This window comes from Streptomyces antioxidans (genome assembly GCF_000968685.2).
GTDB classification, from domain to species: Bacteria; Actinomycetota; Actinomycetes; order Streptomycetales; family Streptomycetaceae; genus Streptomyces; species Streptomyces antioxidans.
Genome location: NZ_LAKD02000094.1, coordinates 21,120 through 42,545, shown reverse-complemented (window position 1 = coordinate 42,545; position 21,426 = coordinate 21,120). Strand labels below are relative to the sequence as shown.

Sequence of the window (21,426 nt, the reverse complement as noted above, 5' to 3'; positions counted from 1 at the left end):
CGGATGCCGCGGCCAACCTCCATGAGCTGACGCGCGATCTCGACCTGTCCGCGTTCGTGCTGTTCTCCTCGACCAGCGGCACCGTGGGCGCCGCCGGTCAGGCCAACTACGCCGCCGCGAACGCCTTCCTGGACGCGCTCGCCGAGCGCCGCCGGGCCGAGGGGCTGTCCGCCACCTCGGTGGCCTGGGGCCCGTGGGCCGAGGGTGGTATGGCCGCCGACGACGCGCTGGAGCAGCGGATGCGCCGCGCCGGGGTGCCGCCGATGGCGGCGGACCTGGCCATCGCCGCGCTGCAGCGCGCGCTGGACCTGGACGAGACCGCGGTGACGGTCGCGGACATCGACTGGGAGCGGCTGGCTCCCGGCTTCACCGCGTCCCGGCCGAGCCCGCTGCTGCTGGAGCTGCCCGAGGTGCGTACGGCGCTGGCGGCCGAGGGCGGCCGTACCGCCGGTACGGGCGGTGACGGCGCGGACGAGTCCTCGCTGGCCCAGCGGCTCGCCGGGGTCCCGGCGGCGGAGCGCGAGCGGATGCTGCTCGACCTGGTGCGCTCGGCCGTGGCCGATGTGCTGGGCCACTCCGACGCGGAGGCCGTCGAGGCGGACCGGGCCTTCCGGGACCTGGGCTTTGACTCGCTGACGGCGGTGGAGCTGCGCAACCGGCTGAACACCGTCACCGGGCTGCGGCTGCCGCCCACCCTGGTGTACGACTACCCGTCGTCCTCGGCGCTCGCCGCCCACCTCCGTACGGAGATCCTGGGCGAGGAGGGCGTGGCCGCTCCGGTGACCGGTGTGCCGTCCACGGCGGTGGCCGTCGCCGACGATCCGATCGCGATCGTCGGGATGGGCTGCCGCTTCCCGGGCGGGGTGCGGTCGCCGGAGGAGCTGTGGCGGCTCCTGGTCTCCGGGCGGGACGCGGTGACGGGCTTCCCGGCCGACCGCGGCTGGGACCTGGAGGCGCTGTACGACCCGGACTCGGCCACCGAGAACACCAGCTATGTCCGCGAGGGCGGATTCCTGGCGGACGCCGGGGAGTTCGACGCGGCGTTCTTCGGGATCTCGCCGCGTGAGGCGCTGGCGATGGACCCGCAGCAGCGGTTGTTGCTGGAGACGTCGTGGGAGGCGTTCGAGCGGGCCGGGATCGATCCGACCACGCTGCGCGGCCAGCAGGTCGGCGTGTTCGCGGGCACCAACGGCCAGGACTACATGTCGCTCGTCCTCCACTCGCCGGACGGCGGCGATGGCTTCATGGGGACGGGTAACGCGGCGAGTGTGATGTCGGGTCGGGTGGCGTATGCGCTGGGTCTTGAGGGGCCTGCGGTGACGGTGGATACGGCGTGTTCGTCGTCGTTGGTGGCGTTGCACTGGGCGATTCAGGCGTTGCGGGCGGGTGAGTGCTCGTTGGCGTTGGCTGGTGGTGTGACGGTGATGTCGACGCCGGGTTCGTTCGTGGACTTCAGTCGGCAGCGTGGGTTGGCGGCTGATGGGCGGATCAAGGCGTTCGCTGCGGGTGCGGATGGTACGGGGTGGGGTGAGGGTGTGGGCATGCTGCTGGTGGAGCGGCTGTCGGATGCCCGGCGTCATGGTCATGAGGTGTTGGCGGTGGTGCGTGGCAGTGCGATTAATCAGGATGGTGCGTCGAATGGGTTGACGGCGCCGAATGGTCCGTCGCAGCAGCGGGTGATTCGTCAGGCGTTGGCGGGTGCGGGGTTGTCGGCGTCCGAGGTGGACGCGGTCGAGGCGCACGGTACGGGTACGACGCTGGGTGACCCGATCGAGGCCCAGGCGCTGCTCGCCACCTACGGCCAGGACCGAGAGGAGGGCCGACCGCTGTGGCTCGGCTCCATCAAGTCCAACTTCGGCCATACGCAGGCCGCGGCCGGTGTCGCCGGTGTGATGAAGATGGTGCTTGCGCTGCGCCACGGTGTGCTGCCGCCGACGCTGCACGTGGACGAGCCGACGCCGCATGTCGACTGGTCCGCCGGTGAGTTGGAGCTGCTGACCGAGGCGCGGGAGTGGCCGGAGACCGGACGCCCGCGCCGGGCCGCGGTGTCGGCGTTCGGCATCAGCGGCACCAACGCCCACACCCTGCTGGAGCAGGCCCCGGAGCCGGAGGAGCGGCCCGCCGCCACCCCGGCGGTGGAGCTGCCGACGGTGCCGTGGGTGCTGTCGGGCAAGTCCCCGGCCGCCGTACGCGGGCAGGCCGAGCGGCTCCTGGCCCACCTGGGCGGCGAAGCCGCACCGGCCGCCACCGATGTGGCCTACTCGCTGGCCACGACGCGCGCCGCCCTGGACCACCGGGCCGTGCTCACCGCGGGCGGCGGGGACGGGCTCCGGGCCGGTCTCGCGGCGCTGGCGCGCGGCGAGTCCGAGGTGCCGGGCCTGGTCGAGGGCTCGGTGACCGGTGGCAAGGTGGCGTACCTGTTCACCGGGCAGGGCAGTCAGCGGCTGGGGATGGGTCGTGAGTTGTACGACGCCTTCCCGGTGTTCGCGGACGCGCTGGACGAGGTGTGCGCGCACTTGGACGGACACCTGGAGAGGCCGCTTCGTGAGGTGCTGTTCGGGGATGACGCGGCGGTGCTGGATCGGACGGGGTTCACTCAGCCCGCGCTGTTCGCGGTTGAGGTGGCGTTGTTCCGGCTCGTTGAGTCGTGGGGTCTGAAGGCGGACTTCCTGTCCGGGCATTCGATCGGTGAGGTGGCCGCCGCGCATGTGGCGGGTGTGCTCTCGCTGGCGGACGCCGCGAAGTTGGTGGCGGCGCGTGGGCGTTTGATGCAGGAGCTTCCGGCGGGTGGTGCGATGGTGGCGGTGCAGGCGTCGGAGGACGAGGTGGCGCCGCTGCTGACCGACCGTGTCTCGATCGCCGCGCTCAACGGTCCGGCCTCCGTGGTCATCGCGGGCGACGAGGACGCGGCCGTACAGATCGCGGCGTCGTTCGAGGCGCAGGGCCGTAAGACCAAGCGGCTCACGGTCAGCCACGCCTTCCACTCGCCCCTTATGGACGGGATGTTGGAGGCGTTCCGGGAGGTTGCGGACGGGCTTGCGTACGAGGCCCCGCGCATTCCGATCGTCTCCAACCTCACCGGGGACGTGGTCTCCGCCGAGGAGATCACCACCCCCGGCTTCTGGGTCCGCCATGTCCGCGAGGCCGTCCGTTTCCTGGACGGCGTACGGACGTTGGAAGCCCGGGGCGTCACCACGTATGTCGAGCTCGGCCCCGACGGTGTCCTCACCGCCATGGCGCAGGACTGCCTGGCCGAGCCCGACGCGGCCGAACTGCTGCCCGCGCTGCGCAAGGGCAGGCCGGAGGCGGAGGCGGTGACCGGCGCGCTGGCCCGGCTGTACGTCCGTGGCCAGGCCCCGGACTGGGAGGCGTTCTTCGCCGGTACGGGTGCCCGGAAGGTCGCCCTGCCGACGTACGCCTTCCAGCGCGCCCGCTACTGGGTCGACGCCCAGCTGAGCCTGGACGAGGTGGCCTCGGCGGGGCTCGGCTCGGCCGATCACCCGCTGCTGGGCGTGGCGGTGGAACTGCCCGACGCGGACGCGTACGTGTTCTCCGGTCGGCTGTCGCTCGCCTCGCACGCCTGGCTGGCGGACCACACGGTCGCGGACACGGCCGTGCTGCCGGGCTCCGCGCTCGTGGAGCTGGCGGTGCGCGCCGGGGACCATGTGGGCTGTGCGCTGCTGGAGGAGCTGACCCTGGACGAGCCGCTGGTCCTGCCGGAGCGCGGCGGGGTGCGGCTGCGGGTGTCGGTCGGCGAGCCGGACCGTGACGGCCGCCGCCCGCTGGCCGTGTACGGGCGCGATGAGCGCTCGGCGGACACGGACCGGCGGTGGACCCGGCACGCCGCCGGTGTGCTCGCGTCCGGCGAGGCGCAGGCGGGTGGCGCCTTTGTAGGCGGCGGTGCCGAGTCGCTGTCCGTCTGGCCGCCCGCGGACGCGGAGGCGGTCGACACCGATGAGCTGTACGCGGGCATGGCGCGCGCCGGGCTGCTGCACGGCCCGGCGTTCCAGGGCCTGCGCCGCGCCTGGCGGCGTGGCGAGGAGGTGTTCGCGGAGGTGGGTGTCGCGGAGGAGCGGCGGCCCGAGGCGGCCCGCTTCGCCCTGCACCCGGCCCTGCTGGACGGTGCGTTGCAGCCGTTGGCGCTGGACGCGGGCGGTGCCGTGGTGGCGCGCTCCTGGCGTGGGGTGAGCCTGTACGCGGTGGGCGCCGAGGCGCTGCGCGTACGGCTCGCGCCGACCGGGGACGGCGCGGTGTCGATGGTGGCGGCCGATGAGTCGGGCGCGCCGGTGGCGTCGGTGGACGCGCTGGTGACCGGGGCGCTGGAGGTGGACCGGATCGCCGGTGCGGGCGCCTCCGACCGCCATGAGTCGCTGTTCCGCATCGACTGGGCGCCGGTGGCGGCTGATGTGCTCCCGGACGCCGCGTCGGCGGGCTTCGCCGTCATCGGCGGCGATGAGCTCAAGCTGAGCGTGGCCCTGGAGACGGCCGGGTTCCGCGCCACGGTCCATGACGACCTCGGCTCGCTGAACGCGGCGGTCGAGGCGGGCGGGCCCGCGCCGGACACCGTGCTGGTGCCGTTCCCGCCGGAGCCGGGCGCCACGGAGGGCGGCCTCGCCGCCGGTGCGCACGCGGCCACCCACCGCGTCCTGGCCCTGGTCCAGGAGTGGCTGAACGGCGGTCGGCCCGGTGCGGCCCGGCTGGTGGTGGTCACCCGTGGCGCGGTAGCGGCGGCCGGTGACACGGCGGTGACGGACCTGGTGAACGCCCCGGCGTGGGGTCTGCTGCGCTCCGCGCAGTCGGAGAACCCGGGCCACTTCGTCCTGCTGGACGTGGACGGCGAGATGTCGTACCCGGCGATCGCGACAGCGCTGGCCTCGGACGAACCCGAACTGGCCCTACGCGCCGGCACGCCCTACGCCCCACGCCTGACCAGGATCGAGCCAGCCAAGGCAGCCGGGACCAGCAAGCCCATCGACCCCGATGGCACCGTGCTGATCACCGGGGCCACCGGTGGCCTCGGCAGGCTGTTCGCTCGCCATCTGGTCACCGCCCACCGGGCGCGCCATCTGCTGTTGGCCAGCCGTAGCGGTCCCGCCGCCGACGGGATGGCCGAACTGGTCGCGGAGCTGGCCGCGTTGGGCGCGCGGGCCACTGTCGTCGCGTGTGACGCGGCCGACCGGGAGGCGTTGGCCGGGCTGCTGGCCGCGATTCCCGCCGACCGTCCGCTGACGGCCGTGGTGCACACCGCGGGCGTCCTCGATGACGGCGTCATCGACCTGCTGACGCCCGAGCGGGTGGACGCGGTGCTGCGGCCCAAGGTCGACGCGGCCGTCAACCTCCATGAGCTGACCCGCGATCTGGACCTGTCCGCGTTCGTGCTCTTCTCGGCCGCGGCCGGGACGCTGGGCGGCGCGGGCCAGGGCGGCTACGCGGCGGCGAACGTGTTCCTCGACGCCCTCGCGGGACACCGCCGCGCCACCGGCCGTACCGCACAGTCCCTGGTCTGGGGCATGTGGGCCGAGGAGCGCGGCATGGGCGGCAGGCTCGGCGCGGCCGACCAGAAGCGGGCGGCGCGCGGCGGGGTGCTGCCGCTGTCCGCCGAGGAAGGGCTCGCCCTGTTCGACGCGGCCCACGCCGTGGCCGACGAGGCGGTCCTGGTGCCCGTACGGCTGGAGATGGCGACGCTGCGCGCCGCCGCCAGCACCGGCGAGCTGCCGCCGCCGTACCGCGGCCTGGTGCGCACGCCGGTGCGCCGCGCCGCGGCGGGTGGCCCCGCCGCCCCCGAGGCCGTGGCGGACACCGGCGAGGGCACCCTGGCCCAGCGGCTGGCCGGGCAGTCGGAGGCCCAGCGGCAGCGGACCGTGCTGGACCTGGTCCGCCGTCAGGTGGCGGCCGTACTGGGCTACGCCTCGAAGGACCAGGTGGGCGCCGAGCAGGCGTTCAAGGAGCTGGGCTTCGACTCGCTGACCGCCGTCGAGCTGCGGAACCGGCTCAACGCGGCCACCGGGCTGAAGCTCACTGCCACGCTGGTCTACGACTACCCGACCCCGGTCGCGCTCGCGAGCCACCTGCGCCAGGAAGTGGCGCCGGAGGCCGAGGGCCCCGGAGTGTCCGTACTGGAGGAGCTGGAGCGGCTGGAGAACAGCCTGTCCTCGCTGACACCGGATGAGCTGGCCTCGGTGACGGAGGACGAGGCCGCGCATGCGAACATCGCGGTGCGCCTGCAGACGCTGCTGGCGAAGTGGAACGACGTGCGACGCACCGCGGACGACGCCGGGGCGGACGCCGAGGCGGAAGCGTTCGAAGAGGTCAGTGACGACGAGCTCTTCGACTTCATCGACAAGAGGTTCGGTAACGGCTGAAGCGCGGCGGCACCCTCATCCGGACCCCCCGACGATCAAGAGCATTGCGAATAGGTGAACGTCCATGGCGACTGCGAACGAAGCCAAGCTCCGCGAATATCTGAAGAAGGTCACCACCGACCTCACCGCCGCCCACCGGCGGCTGCAGGAGGCCGACGACCAGGCCCATGAGCCGATCGCCATCGTGGGCATGAGCTGCCGCTTCCCCGGAGGGGTCAGCAGCCCCGAGGAGCTGTGGCAGCTCATGGCCTCCGGCGGCGAGGGGCAGACGGAGTTCCCGGCCGACCGTGGCTGGGACCTGCGGAACCTCTTCGACTCCGACCCGGACACCCCGGACACCACCTACACCCGCGAGGGCGGGTTCCTGAGCGGCGCCACCCGGTTCGACGCGGCGTTCTTCGGGATCTCGCCGCGCGAGGCCATGGCGATGGACCCGCAGCAGCGGCTGCTGCTGGAGACCTCGTGGGAGGCGTTCGAGCGGGCCGGGATCGACCCCGCGTCCCTGCGCGGCAGCCGGACCGGTGTCTTCGCGGGCATGAACGCCTCCGACTATCTGACGGTGGCGATCGACGCCGACGACGACTTCGGCGGCCACCTCGGCACCGGCAACGCCAGCAGCGTCGTCTCCGGCCGCCTCTCCTACGTCTTCGGCCTGGAGGGCCCGGCCGTCACCGTGGACACGGCCTGCTCCGCGTCGCTGGTGGCGCTGCACCTGGCCGTCCAGTCGCTGCGGCTCGGCGAGTGCTCGCTCGCGCTCGCGGGCGGCGTCCACGTGATGTCCACCCCGGGTCTGTTCATCGAGTTCAGCCGTCAGCGCGGGCTGTCCGAGGACGGCCGCTGCAAGGCGTTCTCGGCGGACGCCGACGGCTTCGGCCCGGCCGAGGGCGTGGGCGTCCTGCTGCTGGAGCGGCTTTCTGACGCCCGCCGCCTGGGCCACGAGGTGCTGGCCGTGGTGCGCGGCTCCGCCGTCAACCAGGACGGCGCGTCCAACGGTCTGACCGCGCCCAACGGCCCGTCCCAGCAGCGCGTCATCCAGCAGGCGCTGGCCAACGCGCGGCTGTCCACGGGCGACGTGGACGTCGTGGAGGCCCATGGCACGGGCACCTCGCTCGGCGACCCGATCGAGGCGCAGGCGCTGCTGGCCACCTACGGCCAGGACCGGACCGGGGAACAGCCCCTGCTGCTCGGCTCGGTGAAGTCCAACATCGGCCACACCCAGGGCGCCGCGGGCATCGCCGGAGTGATGAAGATGGTGCTGGCGATGCGGCACGGGGTGGTCCCCGAGTCGCTGCACATCGCCGAGCCGTCCCCGCACATCGACTGGTCCTCGGGGAAGATCGCGCTGGTCAGGTCGGCCACGCCATGGCCCGAGACCGGCCGTCCGCGCCGCGCCGCGGTGTCCTCCTTCGGCTTCAGCGGCACCAATGCGCACACCATCGTCGAGCAGGCGCCCGCCGAGGAGCCGGGCCCGGTCGAGCTGGTGTCCAAGCAGCCGGGTGTGCTGCCGTGGGTGCTCTCCGGCAAGAGCGAGGCGGCGCTGCGCGCCCAGGCGTGGCGGCTGCTGGACCGGCTCCACGACGAACCGGCGCTGCGCCCGGTGGACATCGGCCTGTCGCTGGCCACCACCCGTGCCGCGCTCGACCACCGCGGTGTGGTCCAGGGCCGGGACCGCGAGGAGCTGATGGCCGGGCTGACCGCACTCGCCGAGGGCGGCATGGCCGCCGGTGTGGAGCGGGGCGCGGTGGTTGCTGGGCAGACGGCGTTCGTCTTCCCCGGGCAGGGGTCGCAGTGGGTGCGGATGGGCGTGGGGCTGATGGACGCCTCGCCCGTCTTCGCGGCCCACATCGAGGAGTGTGCGGCGGCGCTGGCGGAGTTCACCGACTGGTCGCTGGTCGATGTGTTGCGCGGTGCGGAGGGCGCGCCGTCGCTGGAGCGGGTGGATGTGGTCCAGCCGGTGCTGTTCGCGGTGATGGTGTCGCTGGCGGAGCTGTGGCGCTCGCTGGGTGTCGTGCCCGCCGCGGTGATCGGTCACTCGCAGGGTGAGATCGCCGCCGCGTATGTGGCGGGAGCCCTGTCGCTGAAGGACGCCGCCCGTGTGGTGGCGCTGCGCAGTCAGGCCATCGGCCGGGTGCTCGCGGGCAAGGGCGGCATGGTGTCGGTGGCGCTCCCGGTGGCGGAGGTGCGCGAACGCATCACACCGTGGGGCGAGGGGCGGATCTCCATCGCGGCGGTCAATGGGCCGTCGTCGGTGGTGGTTTCGGGTGAGCCGACCGCGCTGGAGGAGTTGCTGGCGTCGTGTGAGGCCGATGAGGTGCGGGCGCGCCGGGTCCCGGTGGACTACGCCTCGCACTCGGCCCAGGTCGAGCTGTTGCGCGAGGAGCTGCTGGGGCTGCTGGCGCCCGTACAGCCGAAGGACGCCCAGGTGCCGTTCCTGTCGACGGTGACGGGGGAGTGGGTCGAGGGTCCGGAGCTGGACGCGGAGTACTGGTTCACCAATCTGCGGCGCACGGTTGAGCTGGAGGGCGCGGTCCGGCGGCTGCTGGACGAGGGCTTCGGCGTGTTCATCGAGTCCAGCGCGCATCCGGTGCTGACGATGGGGGTGCAGGAGACGGCCGAGGACGCGGGCCGTGAGGCCGCCGCGATCGGGTCGCTGCGCCGTGACGAGGGCGGCCTTGACCGCTTCTGGGCCTCCGTCGGCGAGGCGTGGTCGCGCGGCGTGGCCGTGGACTGGGACGCGGTGTTCGAGGGCACCGGCGCCCGCCGCATCGAGCTGCCCACGTACGCCTTCCAGCAGCAGCGCTACTGGCCCGAGGCCGCGCCCGCGCGGGCGGCCGGGGAGAGCGGGCACAACGCGGTGGAGGCGAAGTTCTGGGCCGCGGTGGAGGCGGAGGACTGGCAGGCGCTGGCCGCCGAGCTGACGGTCGAGGGCGATCAGCCCATGAGCGCCGTCCTGCCCGCCCTGGCGTCGTGGCGCAAGCAGGCCCGTGAGCAGTCCACGGTGGACGGCTGGCGCTACCGCGTGGCGTGGAAGCCGCTCGCCGAGGAGCGGTCCGCGCGGCTGACCGGCGGCTGGCTCGTCGTCGCCCCGGACACCGAGGACACCTGGACCGACGCCGTGGCCGGTGTGCTCGCCGAACGCGGCGCCGACGTACGGCGGATCGCGGTGGACACCACCGTCGACGGCCGGGAGGAGCTGGCCGGGCGGCTGCGCACCGCCCTCGCCGAAGCCGGAGCCGAAGGCAACGCCGAAGCCCACGGCGCCGCGTTCGCCGGAGTGGTCTCGCTGCTGGCCCCGGCCGGGGACGCCCACCCCGAGCACGCCTCCCTGCCCGCCGGAACCGCCGCCCAGCTCGCGCTGGTCCAGGCCCTCGGCGACGCGGGGATCGGCGCGCCGCTGTGGTGCCTCACCCGCGGCGCCGTCTCCGTGGGCGGCGCGGACCGCCCGGCCGCGCCCGAGCAGGCCCTCGTCTGGGGCCTTGGCCGGGTGGCCGCGCTGGAGCACCTGGAGCGCTGGGGCGGCCTGATCGACCTGCCCGACACGCCCGACGAGCGCGCCCTGACCCGGCTGGTGGGTCTCCTCGGCTCCGGCGGCGACGATGACCAGGCCGCGATCCGTGCCACGGGCGTCTTCGGGCCCCGCCTGGTGCGCGCCCCGCTGGCCGACACCTCCGCCGTACGGGCCTGGAAGCCGACCGGCACCACGCTGGTCACCGGCGGTACGGGACGGCTCGGCGCACAGGTCGCGCGGTGGCTGGCCCGCAACGGCGCCGACCACCTCGTCCTGGTCAGCCGCCGGGGCCCGGACGCCCCGGGCGCGGTCGAGCTGGAGGCCGAGCTGACCGGGCTCGGCACCAAGGTCACCCTCGCCGCCTGCGATGTGACCGACCGCGCCGCGCTCGCCGACACCCTCGCGGCCATCCCGGCCGACCAGCCGCTGACGGCCGTCGTGCACACCGCGGCCGTCATCGACGACGGGGTGATCGAGGGGCTGACCCCGGACCAGGTCGAGCGGGTGCTGCGGCCGAAGGTGGACGCCACGCGCCAGCTGCACGAGCTCACCCGGGACCTGGACCTGACCGCGTTCGTGCTGTGCTCACACTTCTCCGCCACCTTCGGCGCACCCGGGCAGGGCAACCAGGCGCCCGGCAACGCCTTCCTGCACGCCTTCGCCGAGCAGCGCCGCGCCGACGGGCTGCCCGCCACCGCGCTGACCTTCGGCCCGTGGGGCGACGGCGGCACGGTGGACGGCGCCGTCGGCGACCGGATGCGCCGCCACGGCATCAACGAGATGGCGCCCGAGCCGGCCACCGCCACCCTCCAGCACGCGCTGGACCGGGACGAGACCGCGCTGACCGTCATCGACATGGACTGGCGGCGCTTCACCCTCGCCTTCACCGCCGACCGGCCGCGTCCGCTGCTGTACGACCTGCCCGAGGCCCGCGAGGTCGTCGAGGAGATGGCCGCCGCCGAGACCGACGACCCGGGCGCGGCCGGTGCGGCCCTGGCCGGGCAGCTCGCAGGCCTGCCGGAGACCGAGCGGGAGCGGGTGCTGCTGGACCTGGTGCGCAGCGCGGTGGCCGCCGTGCTGGGCCACTCCGGCGCCCAGGCCATCGAGGCCGGGCGGGCGTTCAAGGAGCTGGGCTTCGACTCGCTCACCGCGGTCGAGCTCCGCAACCGGCTGGGCGCCGCGAGCGGGCTGAAGCTGCCCCCGAGCCTGATCTTCGACCACCCCACCCCGGCCGCCGTGGCCGCCTATCTGCGGGCCGGGATCGCGCCCGACGAGGCGGCCGACGGCACCGCGGTGCTCGACGAGCTCGACAAGCTGGAGTCCGCGCTCACCGGCACCGCGCCCGACAACATCACCCGGGCCCGGATCACCATGCGGCTGCAGTCGCTGCTGGCGAAGTGGCACGAGTCGGACGGCACGGCGGTCACCGCCGAGCCCGCCGCCGCGGCGGCGCCGGAGCGCCCGGCGAAGGAGACGGTGGACGCGGAAGAGCTCCAGTCGGCCAGCGACGAAGAGCTCTTCGCATTCATCAACAAGGGCCTCGGAAGGGCTTAATACTCCAGCTGCAACACCGTCGAGTTTGGCCTGGTGGTGACGTGTCAAGGGGGTTGAACGACGCAACGGAACCCGGTGGATTAACTTTCGACCAAGAGAGTTGATCCACCGGGTTCCGTTGTAGGAGCAGTCTGTCATCACCCGCGAGATCGCGGTTGCTTACCGAGGTGAGCCGTGAATGTCGGCTTTGGGAGTCAGTCTGCCCAGTAGTCAGACAGCATCTCCCCGGGCCATGTCGGTTGGCGAACTTCGCCACGGGGCCCCATTTCCTTAAAGTACGGGGCCAGGTCGTAGATCGGGCTTCCGTCGACCGCGTCCAAGTCCGTGACATGGAGGTCAAGACCTTCGGCCTTCAGCAGCCGCGGGAAAGACTGGGCGAGCTGGTTCGGGCGGCGATGGTTGCGGTGTGCGAACGTGCCGGTCGCTGGCCACCGAGGGTCGTTCCGGGGGCTCCGTGCATGGAAAGCGACGTCACCGGGAGAGGCCAAGTGGAACTGCCAGACCACCAGGAGGTGTGAGAACTCCTCCAGACCTTGGACGACCTCGACGGGGAAGTCCGGGTTCAGGCGGATGATCGCCGTGCCGGTCCAGTGGTCGTCGGTCGGCTCTGTGCGCCCGCCGACGACTGTGCCAATGGGCGTGATCTCCAGCGACTTCATGCGCTTCCCCTTGATCGGGTGGCCACGATGTACTCAATCTACTCGGGCCAAGTATGAGGCGGCCCGTGCGTCCAGCTCGGCTACAACGGGGATTCCACGATGCCGGTACGGCGAGAGCAGTTTGCGCACGTCGTAGACCGCCTGCCGGGCCCGTCCGGAGTAGATGCCCTCTTCCATGGCGTCGAGGAGTCCGCTCCAGGTGGCGCAAGCCTCCTCGACGCTTCTGTTGGCGATCTGTGTGGCTCCCAGGTAGCCGAGTGTGACCGCATGAGTGCGGCGAAAGGCGGCCCCTCGGGTACGGATGCTCTGGCGGAACTGACGGATGGCTCCCCCACGGTCGCCGCAGTCGCGCAAGGTGCAGGCGGTCTCGTGAGCCAGTGCGGCGCCTGAGAAGAAGAACGTGCGGTGTGGTTCGTGGATGCCGTCCCGAGCCGAGGCAAGGTCGTCCTCGGCTTTCAGCAGCGACTGTGCTGCGGCCTGTTGCTGGCCGTTTGTGGCGAGGCCACGAGCGTGGACGACACCGAGCAGGGCGCGCTCCCTTGGGGTAGCCGCAGCGTACCGCTGGCCTTCCAGAGAGGCTGTGGACAGCTCTAGGGATTCTTTGAAGAACCCGAGGTCAAGAGCTTGATGAGCCATGGCACGCAGAATGTGACCGACCAAGGGAGGATTGTCCGCCCGCGCAGCTAGTTTGGCTGCCAGGACGAAGTACCGCTGCGCAACGGCGTGCTCCGCGTTGTCAAACGCCATCCAGGCGGACAGGTAGGCCAGCTCGCCGGCTGCCGAGAACATATCGCGCCTGACCTGATCACTGGGGAACTTGCCCTGGAGGAAATCAGCGACATCAGAGTGCAGGTACTGCACGACCGCCGTGCGCCCGTGGCCGCCGCCACGCTGCTGGTCCATGCGGGAGAATGCCACCGTCAGCTCTTCAACCATGGTGACATCCCCGCGCCCCACCTGCTGCTGCCGGGGCGTTGTCCGTTGCGACGCCTGGGTCATCGCCTGCCACCATCGCTCTCCGGGCAGGGTGAGAGGAGCCACGGAGTACACAGCGCCACCTATGAGCTTTCGGCGGTCCGCATCCAAGTCAATTCTCCCCAGGTCGGTCAGAACGATCAGAGGGTCGACATCCCAATCCAGCGTTCCCTGCGCAGGTGAATGGGGGCTAGCGAACCCGAGCTCATCTGGCGTGATGGCACGCTTCAATCGCCGAGACAGTGCCTGGCACAAGATAGCGGGCGCTGCGCCGGAAGGTTCCGTCCCTCCCACCCACATGCTGACATGCGACCGCCCGATGCTCGTGTAGTCGAGCAGCTTGTTCTCCTGGGCCACCCTGTTGAACGCGCTCGCGGCCTGCGCCCGTGACCAGCCAGCTTCCTCGAGTAACTCTGCGAGTCGTTCGTTCCTTCTGCGTGCCATGGCGGGAACCCCTGCACTCAAACGATCTTTGACCACTTTGGCCAGCGTGGGCTGGCCTAGCTCTGACCTCACCTGGTGAAGGTCACCGTAGTCGCTGTACTCGTACCCAGATGTCAGATACCGGAGGCTCACTCCCTCCGTGGGGCGACTGCGAATGATCTTTGACCACTTTGACCACTCGGTCGTCCTTGACCCCGTTCCCAGCATGACCCGAACGCGGTTCGCTCTACGTGTCCATCACGTGAACGTGGGCAGCGGCGCCGCGATTTCCGGCCCAGCGCCCCCACGTCGCGCTGTCCGTCTGAGCTGCGGAGGAGCGAGTATGGCTGTCACCACCGCAACGGGCGCGGAGATCCTTGTGGAGGCCAGCGCCAAGAGTGCGACGGACCCCTTGCCGACCGTTCTCGACGACCTGTCGCTGACCATCAAGCGCCCGGCCCTACCGGAGGGCAGAGACGCGGTGGCGGCTGCCGGTGTCTGGGTGGGCGTTCTACGCCACATCGGTGCCGCGAAGCTCAACTACTGGGGTTTACCGGATCTGGTGGAGAACGGACGGCTGTTGATCAGCGAACTCGTCACCAACGCCTTGCGACACGGCAAGGGCCCGGAGGTCGTGTTCCGCTTCATCATCGGCGTCGATCTGATCGTGCTGGAGGTAGACGACGGTTCACCCGGCCGACCGGAGGTCCGAGTGGCGGAACCAACCGAGGAGAACGGTCGGGGCATGTTCCTCGTCGACTCCATCGCGAACTCCTGGGGCGTTAGCGAGGACGGGACGAGGACCTGGTGCACGCTGGCGGCGCCCGCATCGGCGAGGAGAGGCCGACGCCACCGTGGCTCCGAGACAGGCGGCCGGCATGGAGGGGGGAACTGATGCGGTACGAGTTGATCAGCGCATGGGCTCCGGGAAAGAGAGCGTCTATGGGTCTCGGCCGTACGACCCAGTCCGAAAAGACTGTGGCCTGACAGACGACCGCCCCGGTCAACCGGTTGATTCGAGCCCGGTTCATTGGGGCGGCGCAAGAACTCCGACCCGGGGATAAGCGGCCCACACATTCGCACTCGTGGGGGCATGGCACCTCGGGCCGGTGGCTGGGAACTCTCCCTGCGGCGTAGTTGTCTCAATACGCTCCGCACGTAGGCGCTCGGCAGTACCAACGTCCGCAATGCACGACGAATGCAAGGGAGTTGGCATGAGGCCCAACAACACGCACACCACGAAGGCGAGCCCGCCGCCGATCGCGGGCACCGCCGCATCGGATGGTTTCCACCTTGACGTCGCTCTGGTCGAGGTTGCCGACGTCGCCGGTCTGATCAGCCTGACGGACGACGGTTGCGGCGAGACCTGCGGCGCCTGCACCACGAACGTGGCCTGACCCAAGGCGCACGTCATCTCAGGTCGGCGTCTTCGCGACTCATAGCGCGAAGGCGCCGGCCGCCCGCCTGGACCACGGAGGTTGTGATGGCTTCGAGCACCGATTTCCGCGCCAGTAAGACCGCGCTTGTCCGTGCGGTCGCCCGCCCGGAGCTTCCCGTTTCTCCGTGTCCCGACCTTGATGACCCTTCCCCCCGCGGCGCGGCTGCGCGGCTTGCGTGGTTGCGGGAGGTGTGGTCCGAGGAGGACGTTGCCGAGGCCGTCGAGCACGCCAGCCCTGCCCTTGCCTCTCAGGTGCGCGCCTTGTGCTCATCCGGCAGCCCGGCCATGCGTGATGTGCGCCGTGCAGTCGCCTCTGTGGTCCGCTACGTGCTGCGTGCCGAGCACCGGGCGACTCCGTTTGGCCTCTTCGCTGGTGTGACCTCAGCCGCGCTCGGGGCACGAGCGGCCGCAACTTGGGGCTCGGGCCACGCGGTCATTGGCCGGGCGAGCGCGGAGTGGTTGATGGCCGTTGTCGAGCGGCTGGAGTCGTGCCCAGAACTGCTTGGGCGCCTTCCGGTAGTCCTCAATAACGCCGTGGCGAGACGCGGTAGTCGGCTGATTGTGCCGTACAAGTCCGACACCCGAGGTGATTGGAGGCGTGCGGTCGAGGCATCCATTGGCTTGACCGAGCAGGTGCGGGTGGTAGTGGAGGCGGCCCGGTCACCGATCCGCGTCGGTGCTCTGGCCGACAAACTTTCCTCGGAGTTCCCCGTAGCGGTGCCGGCCAAGGTACATCGGTTCGTGCAGGAGTTGATTCGGCACAAAGTACTGATCACCAGCCTGCACGCACCAAGCACCGAGACCGATGCCCTGGAATACCTGTTGGGCCAGCTCGACGCCCTGGACGCTAACAACTTGGTTGCGGTCGCCGGTACAGTCCGTGAACTGCACGTCGTGCAGGCCGATTTGCGCGGCTGTGACTCCCGCGCTGGCCGGAAACACGCTGCGGCGCGAATGCGAGCTCTGCTTCCAGACGTTCGCCACCATCCCCTCGCTCTTGATCTCCGCCTGGATGCCCGGATCGAGCTGCCCGAAGCGGTTGCCCGCGAGATCGAGCGAGCCGCCGGGGCCTTAACCCGGGTCTGTGCCCTCCCGTACGGGACGGCGGCATGGAAGGCGTATCAGCGGCGGTTCTACGAGCGGTACGGCATCGGCACGATGGTGCCGCTCAAGGAGGTCATTGCGGACAGCGGCACTGGTTTCCCTGACGGGTATCCGGGTGTTCCTTCCGACGTTCGTCGCCCCCGGCTCTCCGCACGGGACGAAACCTTGGTGCGCCTCGCGCAGGCCGCCGCGCTCGACGGCCGCAACGAGGTCGCCCTCACCGACGGGTTGATCGCCGCAATGGACATAGGGCCCGAGCACCCAAGGGTGCCGCCGCACCTGGAGATCGGTGTCCGAGTGCACGCCGACAGCGTCGAGGAGCTGGGCCGCGGACGGTTCCGGCTGGAGATCGTGAGCGTGTCCCGCGGCGTCGGCGTCACCACGGGCCGGTTCCTCGGCGTGCTGGCCTCCGAGGACCGCGAGCGTCTGGCTGCGGAACTAGCCGATCTACCGACTGCGGATGCCGGGACCGTCCCCGCCCAGTTGTCCTTCCCGCCGCTGCTGTCCACGAGCGCCCATGTCACTCGCGCCCCACAGGTCCTGACCACCGTGATCAGCGTGCAAGAGCACCGCCCCACTGGCGGCGATGTACTCACGCCTGGCGACCTGGCGGTGGCCTGTGACGGTCGTCGCATGTATCTGGCCGCACCCGAGCGCGGGCACCGGATCGAGGCCGTGGGGATGCATGCGCTGAACCTCAAGAAGCACACCCCGCCGCTGGTGCGGTTCCTCGCCGAGCTGTCCCGCGCTCAGTGCGCGCAGGTCACCTTGTTCGACTGGGGCGCCGCAAACACGATGCCCTTCCTGCCGCGGCTGCGCTACGGGCGCACGGTGCTCACTCCAGCACGGTGGCGATTGGAAGCGTCCGAGCTGCCCGACCGTGACCGCCCCCAGACCGAGTGGGACACAGTCCTTATCGACTGGCGGAGCCGTCGGCGGCTGCCGCGGTGGGTCTATCTTGCAGAGGACGACCGTCGCCTGTTCCTCGACCTCGACCAGGCCGGACACCGAAGCCTGCTGCGCCAGCACCTGAATCGTTCCCGCCTTGCCGTTCTCGTCGAAGCGCCGGAAGCCAACGCATACGGCTGGTGCGACGGCCGCGCACATGAGGTCGTCGTGCCAGTGAAAGCGACGCGATCACCAGCGTGGCCGACCCTGCCGACCCCCACCGCGGCCCGCACCTTTTCCCGGGCGCAGATCCAGACTCCCGGAGCCTCGTCCCTGCTGCTGGCCACCCTGTATGGAGACCTGCGCCGTCAGGACACCCTGCTGGCCGAGCATGTCCCGGACCTGCTGGAGCGGCTTGGTGGCCCGCCGTGGTGGTTCATTCGCTTCCGTGACCCCAATCAACACCTGAGGATGCGCATCGCCCTGCCTGACTCCAATGCCTTCGCCGAGACCGCCCGCACGGTCAGCACCTGGGCCGACGAGCTGCGCGCTGCTGGTCTGCTGTCGGATCTACGTCTTCCCACCTCATATCGCGAGATGGGACGTTGGGGCTCCGGCGCCGCCTGGGAGGCTGCAGAGGAAGCGTTCCGCGCAGACTCGCGTGCCGTCGTCACTCAGCTCTGCCAGGCCCAGCGCCCGCCCCAGCGCGCGCTAGTGGCCGCGCACACCATCGCTATCGCCACCGCGTTCCTCGGCAGCACCGAAGCGGGTATGCGCTGGCTGATCGACCACATTCCGCGTACCGCGCCCGCACCCGTGACCCGCTCGCAGTTCACCGAGACCGTGCGGCTGGCCGATCCATCCGACGGCTGGGCGGCACTGCGTGGCGTGCCCGGTGGGCACGCCGTCGTGGAGGCATGGGCATATCGCGACGTGGCGCTCGCCTCCTACCGACCCCACTTTCCCGGCCCGGACACCCAGGGAATCCGCCTGGACGACGTCCTCTCCTCACTGCTGCATGTCCACTTTGTAAGGCACGTCGCGGTCGACTTTCCCGAGGAAGAAGTCTGCCTCTACCTCACACGCGCCGCTGCCCTGGCTTGGATGGCCCGGAGGACACGGTGACCCACTCCCTCGCGCTCAAGGTGGCGGACGCCGTCGCCGACCTCCTGGCCGACCCCGCCACCGCGCCGCCGGGATCGGGCGCCGCGCCCTCGAACCGTCAGCACCTCGCGTACGGGCCGACCGGCATCGCGCTGCTCCATATGGAGCGCGCCGCGGCCGGCCTGGGTTCGTGGCAGCGTGCTCATGACTGGCTCGCCGCAGCCGCCAGGGCCCCTTTCACCAGCGGCCCCGACAGCCATCCCTTCTACGGGGCGCCCGCCCTCGCGCAGGTATTGGGCTGTGCCGCCGACCACCTGCCCGGCGCCTACCGGCGTTCCCTGGACACCCTGGACCGGCAGATGGCTGCGGACGTCCGCCGCCGCCTCGCAGCCGCGCACCGCCGCATCGACGCTGGGCGCCTGCCGGAGATCGCCGAGTTCGACACGATCCGGGGCCTGGCGGGCTACGGCGCCTACTTCATGCGCCTCGACCCCACCGGCGCCGAAGTACGTGCCATCCTCGACTACTGCGTACGCCTCACCGAACCCGTTGTCCACGTCAGCGAGGCGCTGCCAGGCTGGTGGACGTCAACCGGCCCCTCCGGCCGGGCGGACGACCGTTTCCCGGGCGGGCACGCCAACAGCGGCATGGCGCACGGCGTCGGCGGTGTGCTCGCACTGCTGGCCCTCGCCGCCCGACACGGAATCACAGTTGACGGCCATCGAGAAGCCCTACGCATGATCGTGGCGTGGCTGGACCGCTGGCAGGAAGAGACCGGTCGTGGCCTCGTCTGGCCGTACTGGGTGACACGAGACGAGCTGCGCACCGGCCGCCTCGCCCCATCCGCGCCAAGGCGACCGTCGTGGTGCTACGGCACCGCTGGTCTGGCCCGTGCCCGGCAGCTCGCCGCGCTCGCCATCGGCGATGCCGACCGCCAGATCGAGGCGGAGACCGCACTCGTGGCAGCCCTCACCGATCCCGCGCAGCTCAAGGCCACCACGGACAACGGCCTGTGCCACGGCTTCGCCGGCCTGGCTCACGTCGCTGCCCGGACTGCCGACGACGCGCATCCCTCGACCGTTGGTCAACTCAGGGCGGCCATCCCGCCGCTGCTCACTACGGTCTGTCCACCGGGCACCGTCCCGGAAGACGCGGCCATGGCCGCCATCCGGGACGACGAAGCGGGGCTCGGCTTTCTCAACGGCGCCGCCGGAATCGCCCTGGCGCTCCTGGCTCCTGCCACGGCCGCCCCGCCCCGCTCCGCTTGGGATGCCTGCCTACTCATCGCCTGACCTGCCGACCGAAGGACCACTGCTATGCCCCCGGAACGTTGGCACCAGCACAACGTCACCTTCGCCGACCGTGAGACCGGCAAGCGCGCCATCACCGCACGCGTCGGTCCCATCCTGGTCGAGGCCGAGAATGACGGACAGCTCACCGCCTGGTGGTTCATGAACAAGCAGCCCTGGCCACTGCGCTACCGCGCTGCCGAGCCGTCTGCGCTGATCGAGTCCCTGCTGAGCGACCTTGTCGGCGACGGCACGGTTCGGTTGTGGACGCCTGGCATCTATGAGCCCGAGACCTCCGCCTTCGGCGGTAGAGAAGCCATGGACGTCGCCCACGACCTGTTCCACGAGGACAGCCGTCACCTACTCGGCCATCAGCCCGGCGCCGGGCGGCTGGGCCGCCGGGAGACCGCCGTTCTCCTGATCAGCGCCATGATGAGGGCCGCCAACCTGGACTGGTTCGAGCAGGGCGATGTGTGGGCGAAGGCCGCCGCACTCCGACCGGCAACCGAACTTGCTCCCGAGCGGGTCGCCGCCCTGGTTCCAGCGATGCGGAAGCTGATGACGGTCGATGGCCGCGGCCTGTGCCGCCCGAGCGGCCCGCTCGACGGGCACGCCGAGTGGGTGGCCGCCTTTGAGCGGGCCGGTACGACGCTCGCCTACCTCGCCACCGGGGGCGGGCTCACGCGCGGTCTGCGAGCCATCATCGTCCACCACGTGATCTTCCACGCCAACCGCGCAGGTCTTCCCCTAGAAGACCAAAGCGCCCTGTTCAACACCGCACGAGAGGCAGTCATGGGATCGAGCGACAACATCGCGTCGTCCGCCGAGGGCACGTCCGGAACCACTAGCGTCGGGGCGGTGAAAACCGACACGATCGCCACCCCCGAGTCCGAGGCCGCACGGCTCCGCAACGCCCTGGTCGACAAGATCCGCGAATCCGGGCACGCCCGCACGCCCGCTGTGGAGACTGCGCTGCGCACCGTACCCCGCCACCTGTTCGTGCCGGACGCTTCGCTCGAAGACGCCTACGCCAACGTGCCGGTCAACATCAAATACGACACCGACGGCACATCGATCTCCTGCGCCTCCCAGCCCGGAGTCGTCGCTCTCATGCTGGACCAATTGGAGGCCCAGCCCGGTGACCGCATTCTCGAACTCGGCGCCGGCACTGGCTACAACGCCGCCCTCATCGCCTACCTGGTCGGCGAGTCCGGTCACGTCACCACCATCGACGTCGACGACGATCTCGTGGAAGGAGCCCGTGCGCACCTCGCCGCCACCGGGTTCACCAACGTCGAGGTCCTGACCCGCGACGGGGCTCTTGGCCACGCCGACGGCGCCCCGTACGACCGGGTCATTGCCACCGTCGGCGCGCACGGTGTGCCGCACGCTTGGACGCAGCAACTTGCGCCCGGCGGACGGCTCCTGGTCCCCCAGCGCCTCAAGGGCAGCGTGTCCCGTTCCATCGCCTACGAGCAGCGCGACGGCCGCTGGATGAGCATCAGCAGCAAGATGAACACCTTTATGCCGCTGCGAAGGGGCATCGCCGACGACGACCGCCGTGTCGTCCCGCTCAGCATGGACGGCTCGGTACGGCTCCAGGCCTCTGCCGGGCAGCACATCAATGCCGAGGCCCTGGCTGGAGTGCTGGAGCAGCCGCGCACCGAGGAGTGGACCGGCATGATGGTGCGCGCCATGGAGAGCCCTGAGTGGATGGAGCTGTTTGTCTCCTGCAGCCTGCCGTCGGGCCTGATCCGCATGCTCTTCCCCAAGGAAGTCAAGGGCACGGTCCTGACTGAAGACCCCTATCCCTCCTCGACTGCCGCCGTCGACAAGGGCGCCGTAACCTACCTCGCTCGGCGTCTGTCGGAGAAGAAGACCGCGGAGGGCGGCAAGCTCTGGGAATTCGGCGTCATCGGTCATGGCCCCGGCAGTGACGAGCTGGCCGCAAGGGTCGCGGACGCCATTCGTACTTGGGACCGCGAGTACCGCGGCCGTGAGGTGAAGTTCGAGATCCAACCCCTCGACGCCCTCGCGATCGAGCGGCGTCCCGGCCTCTTCGCTCTCGACACCCCACTGAACCGCATCGTCGTCGAATGGCGTTGATGCCAGCCTGGGGTGT

The 21,426-nt window shown here is 70.9% G+C and carries 9 protein-coding genes; 7 read left to right on the top strand and 2 right to left on the bottom strand.

The features are described 5' to 3' along the window. On the top strand, nucleotides 1-6,362 hold a 6,362-nt coding region (locus tag VT50_RS28840), incomplete at its 5' end, for a type I polyketide synthase (protein ID WP_143645289.1). A 64-nt stretch (nucleotides 6,363-6,426) separates the two neighbouring features. Next, nucleotides 6,427-11,424, top strand: a complete 4,998-nt coding sequence (locus tag VT50_RS28835) for a type I polyketide synthase (protein WP_046089402.1) — start codon at nucleotides 6,427-6,429, stop codon at nucleotides 11,422-11,424. 194 nt (nucleotides 11,425-11,618) lie between these two features. On the opposite strand, the gene VT50_RS28830 is transcribed toward VT50_RS28835, so the two are convergent. Together VT50_RS28830 and VT50_RS28825 are read right to left on the bottom strand one after the other, a co-directional pair. Beyond that, nucleotides 11,619-12,083 carry a TrmO family methyltransferase domain-containing protein gene (locus VT50_RS28830; protein ID WP_046089401.1) on the bottom strand — a complete coding sequence of 155 codons (465 nt, stop codon included), beginning with the start codon at nucleotides 12,081-12,083 and terminating at the stop codon, nucleotides 11,619-11,621. 33 nt (nucleotides 12,084-12,116) lie between these two features. Then, the gene (locus VT50_RS28825; protein ID WP_240529349.1) at nucleotides 12,117-13,538 is read right to left on the bottom strand and encodes an NsdA family TPR-like regulatory protein; all 1,422 of its coding nucleotides are present in this window, start codon (nucleotides 13,536-13,538) and stop codon (nucleotides 12,117-12,119) included. A 286-nt stretch (nucleotides 13,539-13,824) separates the two neighbouring features. Here VT50_RS28825 and VT50_RS28820 point away from each other — a divergent pair, with 286 nt between their 5' ends. From VT50_RS28820 to fxlM, 5 genes are all read left to right on the top strand, one after another. Next, nucleotides 13,825-14,376 carry an ATP-binding protein gene (locus VT50_RS28820; RefSeq protein WP_053048766.1) on the top strand — a complete coding sequence of 184 codons (552 nt, stop codon included), beginning with the start codon at nucleotides 13,825-13,827 and terminating at the stop codon, nucleotides 14,374-14,376. A gap of 319 nt (nucleotides 14,377-14,695) precedes the next feature. After that, nucleotides 14,696-14,878, top strand: a complete 183-nt coding sequence (locus VT50_RS28815; protein ID WP_046089400.1) for an FxLD family lanthipeptide — start codon at nucleotides 14,696-14,698, stop codon at nucleotides 14,876-14,878. Between the two features lie 86 nt (nucleotides 14,879-14,964). Further along, on the top strand, nucleotides 14,965-18,036 hold the full coding sequence (locus tag VT50_RS28810) for a lantibiotic dehydratase (RefSeq protein WP_078840930.1): 3,072 nt from the start codon (nucleotides 14,965-14,967) through the stop codon (nucleotides 18,034-18,036). Beyond that, a complete protein-coding gene (locus tag VT50_RS28805) occupies nucleotides 18,033-19,307 on the top strand; it encodes a lanthionine synthetase C family protein (RefSeq protein ID WP_046089399.1) in 1,275 nt (424 codons plus the stop codon). Before VT50_RS28810 ends, VT50_RS28805 begins: the two co-directional genes overlap by 4 nt. Before the next feature lie 24 nt (nucleotides 19,308-19,331). Next, nucleotides 19,332-21,410: a methyltransferase, FxLD system gene (gene fxlM, locus VT50_RS28800; protein WP_046089398.1), complete on the top strand. Its 2,079-nt coding sequence runs from the start codon at nucleotides 19,332-19,334 to the stop codon at nucleotides 21,408-21,410. Nucleotides 21,411-21,426 lie beyond the last annotated feature (16 nt).

What these genes read in the sequence shown, in the direction of transcription:
- VT50_RS28810 (WP_078840930.1), top strand. Translation starts at nt 14,965, where the DNA reads ATGGCTTCGAGCACCGATTTCCGCGCCAGTAAGACCGCGCTTGTCCGT.
- fxlM (WP_046089398.1), top strand. Translation starts at nt 19,332, where the DNA reads ATGCCCCCGGAACGTTGGCACCAGCACAACGTCACCTTCGCCGACCGT.
- VT50_RS28815 (WP_046089400.1), top strand. Translation starts at nt 14,696, where the DNA reads ATGAGGCCCAACAACACGCACACCACGAAGGCGAGCCCGCCGCCGATC.
- VT50_RS28820 (WP_053048766.1), top strand. Translation starts at nt 13,825, where the DNA reads ATGGCTGTCACCACCGCAACGGGCGCGGAGATCCTTGTGGAGGCCAGC.
- VT50_RS28830 (WP_046089401.1), bottom strand. Translation starts at nt 12,083, where the DNA reads ATGAAGTCGCTGGAGATCACGCCCATTGGCACAGTCGTCGGCGGGCGC.
- VT50_RS28835 (WP_046089402.1), top strand. Translation starts at nt 6,427, where the DNA reads ATGGCGACTGCGAACGAAGCCAAGCTCCGCGAATATCTGAAGAAGGTC.